The sequence below is a fragment of the Candidatus Atribacteria bacterium genome (assembly GCA_011056645.1).
Lineage (GTDB): Bacteria > Atribacterota > Phoenicimicrobiia > Phoenicimicrobiales > Phoenicimicrobiaceae > Sediminicultor > Sediminicultor quartus.
The window spans coordinates 1-1,895 of sequence record DSEL01000205.1; the positions used below are offsets into that span (position 1 = coordinate 1).

General features: G+C 34.6%; 2 protein-coding genes. Both read left to right on the top strand.

The features are described from left to right. The first annotated feature begins 149 nt into the window (after positions 1–149). On the top strand, positions 150–1,151 hold the full coding sequence (locus ENO17_09565; GenBank protein HER25279.1) for a phosphate acetyltransferase: 1,002 nt from the start codon (positions 150–152) through the stop codon (positions 1,149–1,151). Positions 1,152–1,355: 204 nt separating this feature from the next. After that, positions 1,356–1,895: propionate kinase (locus tag ENO17_09570; GenBank protein HER25280.1), on the top strand; the 540-nt coding region annotated here is incomplete at its 3' end.

The window sequence follows — 1,895 nt, forward strand, 5'->3', positions numbered from 1 at the left end:
ATCGATGAATAAATTATTTATTAGTATATTAGACTGAGTTATCAAGTAAACTGTCAATAAATTTATATATCGTATTTTATTTTGCCAAAAAATGGAGAAAAATGGCAGAGAAAAAATATAGAAAAAATATTATAAAAAGGAGAGGATAAATGAAGTTATCACAACTTATTCGCGAAAAAGCAAAAAAAAATCCTAAAATTATTGTACTTCCCGAAGGGGAAGAACCGAGGATGATTAAGGCGGCAGAAACTATTATTAAGGAGGGTTTCGCCGACTTAATACTTTTAGGAAGAGAAAAAAATATTAAATCTATTGCGAAAGAATTGGGAATTGAATTATCGTCAAAAATTAAAGTTATTTTACCAAAAGAGTCTGATAAACTAAAAGAATATGCTGAATCTTATTATCAACTTCGTAAAAATAAAGGGATAAAAATAGATGAAGCCTATAAATTAATGGAAGATCCTCTTTATTTCGGTGCATTAATGGTTTATCATGATGATGCAGATGGATTGGTTGCTGGATCTATAAATGCCACGGGAGATGTTTTTAGGCCTGCTCTGCAGACTATTAAAACTGCCCCTGGTATAAATATTGTATCCAGTTCTTTTGTAATGGTGGTACCCGATTGCTCTTATGGAGAAAATGGAATCATTGTTTTCGCTGATTGTGCTTTAAATCCGGAACCTAATGCCGAACAGCTTGCCGATGTTGCTATCGCCAGTGCTGCCACAGGAAAAGCACTAGTTGGTTTTGAACCTAAAGTAGCTATGTTGTCTTTTTCAACCAAAGGGAGTGCCAAACATCCTTTAGTTGATAAAGTAACAGAAGCAACTAAAATTGCCCAAAAAAAGAAACCGGATCTACTTATTGATGGAGAGCTTCAGGCTGATGCCGCGTTAATTCCCTCAATCGGAGAGCGAAAAGCTCCCAACAGTAAAATCGCCGGAAAAGCTAATGTCCTGATATTTCCCGATCTAAATTCTGGAAATATTGCCTATAAATTAACAGAAAGATTAGCCAAAGCAGAGGCTATAGGACCAGTTTCTCAGGGGATGAGAAAACCGGTTAATGATCTCTCTCGTGGTTGTAGTGCAGAAGATATAGTCAATGTGGTAGCAATTACCGTATTACAAGCAGGAGAGGTATAAACATTAGCCGTCAGTAAATAAAGTTTTAATTTTTAAGCTGCATATGTTAATCGAAGATTTATTATATTTTGAACTAAATATTGACCCTATTCATTATCGACTAATTTAATGGGAGAATTGGGGAATTGGTCAACAAGTTAAACTAAATTTTTAGAAACGAATTAGCAAGTTAAAATAAAAACAAAAGATGGGGAGGAAATAGCAATGATCATCTTATCATTGAACTGCGGTAGTTCCTCAGTAAAATATAAACTTTATAATTGGGAAAACCAAGAAATAATTGCCAAGGGTATAGTAGAGCGAGTTACCATAGGAGATTCTTTCTGTGTTCATGAGGTTAATCATAAAGAAAAAGTTACCATTAAACATGATTGTCCTACTCATAAAGAAGCCATCAAATTAATTGTAGACAGCCTTATACATCCGGAATATGGTGCCATAAAGAATTTATCAGATATTTCTGCTATCGGTCATAGAGTAGTACACGGCGGTGAGAAATTTTCCAAATCAGTTATCATTAATCAAGAAGTAATCAAAACATTTAAAGAACTTGCCGACCTTGCCCCTCTACACAATCCTCCAAATATTATGGGTATTGAGGCAGCTATGGAATTATTACCTGATATTCCTCATATGGCTATCATGGATACTGCCTGGCACCAGACCATGCCCGACTATGTTTATAATTATGCTATACCCTATCAATGGTATGAAAAATATAGGATAAGAAGATATGGTTTTCAC

Coding starts and splice junctions, on each gene's coding strand:
- ENO17_09565 (HER25279.1), top strand. CDS start 150: ATGAAGTTATCACAACTTATTCGCGAAAAAGCAAAAAAAAATCCTAAA.